The sequence below is a fragment of the Hymenobacter agri genome, assembly GCF_054778495.1.
The window spans coordinates 1-3,456 of the sequence record NZ_BAAGZM010000471.1; the positions used below are offsets into that span (position 1 = coordinate 1).

A 3,456-nucleotide genomic window follows, 5' to 3' on the forward strand; every position below is an offset into this window, starting at 1 on the left:
CGGGGGCCACCGAGCCGGCGGCGGGCGTCAGCGTCAGGCCCAGCCCGGCAAAGGTTTCGGCCGTGCCGGGGGCTAGCGTGCGGTTTACCACTACTTTGCCCAGCACGTAGCTGGCATCGCTCTCGCTGAGGCTGGCCGAGCCGCCGAGATTCACCTGGTAGCTGCCGGTGGTAGTGAGGGTGCCACTGGTCAGGGTCAAGGCTGTGTTGATGGTCAGATTCTGGGCCAGCTGCACGGTGCCGCTGGGCTTGTTCACCGTCACGGTGTTGAAGCCGGTGCCCACATTCAGCATCTGGGTAGCGGCGCTGCCCACAAAAGCCACCGTGCCCGAAAGCGTGGCCGTGCCGCTGCTGGCGAAGCTGCCGTTCACCTGCAGCGTAGCGCCGCTGTTCAGCGTGAGGCTGCCGCCGCTGTTCACGGTCAGGTCGAGCACGGGAGCAGTGCCGGTGGCGAGCACGGGGTAGCGGGGCTGGCCGGTCGGAATAACCACGCTGGTGCTGGCATCGGGCACCTTGCCGTAGCTCCAGTTGGCGCAGTCGGTCCAGGTGCTGCTGCTGCTGCCGTTCCAGGTCGTGGTGGTCGTGGGCGGTACGGTCACCGTTACGTAGGCCGACTGCGTAGTAGTGTTGCCCGAAGCATCGGATACGGCCACCGTGACGAGCTGCGGCGCGCTGGTTTGGGCGCAGGTGAACGTGCTGGGCGTAATCACCACCGAGCTCACGGCACAGTTGTCGGCCGCGCCGGTGTACACCTGGCTTTGCGTGAGTGTGGCCGTGCCCGAAGCGTTGAGCGCCACCGTGGCGGGCTGGGTGAAGGCCCCGTTATTGGGCACCAGAATGTAGATGCGCTTCACCGTGTAAGCATTAGCGTTGTAGGTGAAGGTCCAATCGGGGTTGCCACTGCCGCCTACCTGGTTGCCAATGCCGATGTTCCCAATGCCGCCGCCGTCGCCGTTGCCCCCCCAGTTGTTGTAAGCCAGCAGGGTTTGGCCAGCCGTCACGTTGTGGACTTGGAAAGAGCCGTAATTGCCCGAGCCTACGTTAGGGTCGTCGCCGAAGTCATAGGTGCTGCCGCTGGCACCGGGCACGTTGTCCGTGTTGCCGGTACCGTAGTTCCAGTACCACATTTCTATCCGACCGGTGCCAATGCCCGTGCCTGTAGTTACGCCCGCGCCCGCACTGCTGAATACGTTCAGGTTGGTCACATTCCGGTGGAAGTTAACGTTGTTGGCCGTCGGGTTGGGCAGGCCCAGCTGCGTGAGGGTGCTGGCGAAGTTGTCCATCGAGGCCCATACCCACTTGGAGCTGGTGCCGTTAGACAGTTCCATGAAATAGGCTACCCGGGCCGGGGTTGCGATAGAAACCCCAGAGTTGTTCACAGTGTAAGGAATAGCCGACAGCCCATTGAGACTGGCTACGTTGGGCACGTCGTACTGGTACAGCACGCCGTAGTTGCCGGCTTCGGGCACGTTGCTGGTGGCCAGCGTGGGGGCGGCGGGCAGCGGGCCACTACCGGTTGCGGCGGGGGCCGCGTTGTCGCGCACTGTCACCACAGCCGGGGCCGTGCTGGTGTTGCCGCCAGTGTCGGTCACGGTCAGCGTCACGGGGCTGCCGTTCATTACGGGGGCCGCGTCGGTAGTCCAGGTGGGGCCATTGGTGAGCGTGCCCAGATTGGCCGCGTTGCCAGTAGCGTCAGCTGTGTTCAGACCACTGCCTTCGTTCAGGCGATAATAGGCTACCAGGCCGGTCGTGCCGCCGGGCAGGCCAATGCCCTTGGCAGTGTTCAGTTGAGCCTGAGTGCGCGCCACGCTCCACACCCGCACTTCGTCGATGCTGCCGGGAAAGTATTCGCCGTTGTTAGTCGAGCCAATGCGCAGGTTGTTGGCGTTGGGCACGGCGTGGGAACTGCCGGGGGCATCCGAGTTGAGCAGGGCCCCATCAAGGTAAATGCGGCGGGTGGTGCCGTCGAACGTAGCGGCTACGTGGTGCCAGGTACCGGCCAGGTTGCCAGTGGCGCCGCTCAGGTCGTGGGCCCACCAGTAGTTATGAATGCCGCCGGGGTACAAACGGAGCGCATTAACCTGGTCGTTGAAGCCGTAGTTGCCCCAGCCAATGATGCCATAATCGCCCATCTGATTAGGCTTAATCCAGGCTTCAATGGTGTAGGCGCTGTTGCCCAGCGGCACGGTAGCTGTGTTGCCAATTGCTACGTATTGGCCGCTGCCATTAAAGCTCAGGGCGCTAGCCACGGTGGCAGGCACCACATCGGCACAGCTGAAGTTGCTGGGGCTCACGCTCAGCGCGGCGGCTGTGGCGGCGCCGCAATTGGCCGTGCTGCCGTTGTTCACAGCGGTGGCGGCCAGCGTGGCGTTGCCGCTGACGTCCAGCGTCACGCTGGCGTTCTGGGCTGCGGCCACGGGGGCCGGGCATGCGGTAACGGTGTTGGAGTACGCGCCCTGGCCCGTCACGCTGGTTTTGTCGGCCCGCACGCGGTAGTAGTAGGTCGCATTGGCCGTCAGGCCTGTGATGGCCTGGCTCGTGCCGCTGCTCACGGTGTAGGTCGTCACGCCCGAGGCAAAAGTGCTGCTGGCCGACACGTCGAGGCGGTAGCCGTTATCCACGGTGCCCACGGCCGGGGCCGTCCAGTTGGCCGTGAAGCCGGTGGCCGTGCGGGCCGTGGCGGCGGCAGCGGTGGGCACTACCAGGGCGTAGCTTTCCACCCAGTTTGAGGTGCTGTTGCCGTTGGTCAGGCCGGGGCTGTTGAAGTTGGTGAGCGTGCCGGCGTAGGCGTTGCTGCTCTGGTCGTAGAGGGTGGTTTGGCCGGTGTTGGCGCCGCTGGGGGTGCCCTGGTCGAAGCTGGCATAGAATTTCAGGCTAGCCGGTACGGCCGACGCGGTGCTGAGCATGTCGGCCTGCACCTGGGCCTGGGTGAGGGCCGCAGTGTAGATGCGCACCTCGTCGAGACGGCCGTTGAGCAGGTTGCCGTATATCACCGATTTGCCCAGCGTCAGGTTGGCCGAGGCGCTGATATTGCTGGTAGTCACGGTGCTGGCCTCGGCCGCACCGTTGATATACAGCTGCATGGTGCTACCGTTCCACACAGCCGCTACGTGGGCCCAGCGGTTGGCCGGCAGCGTGGTAGCCGTGCCATCGATGCGCTGCCAGGTTGGGCTGCCGGTACCGCTGCTCCATACCTCGGTGTGTAGCTTGTTGCCGTTAATATAGAAGTTATAGTCGCCATCCTTGCGAATGATGGACTCGGCTCCGGTGCCGCCATCGTAGTACACCCAAGCTTCCATCGAGAAGGAGCCCGGGCCCAGGTTATTCACGGCTGGCGTGCTGCCGAAAGCTACGTAGTCGTCGCTGCCGTCAAATGCCAGCGCGTTGCCGGGCGGGGTGGCCGCCACGGTCGTGAAGGTGGTCACGCTGGCCGTGCCGGCGGCCGTGCTCACGCTGG

The 3,456-nt window shown here is 64.6% G+C and carries 1 protein-coding gene; it reads right to left on the reverse strand.

What is annotated here, in order from left to right:
* A partial coding sequence (locus ACYVDE_RS17810) for a LamG-like jellyroll fold domain-containing protein (protein ID WP_460502899.1) occupies positions 1-3,456 on the reverse strand: 3,456 nt, incomplete at both ends.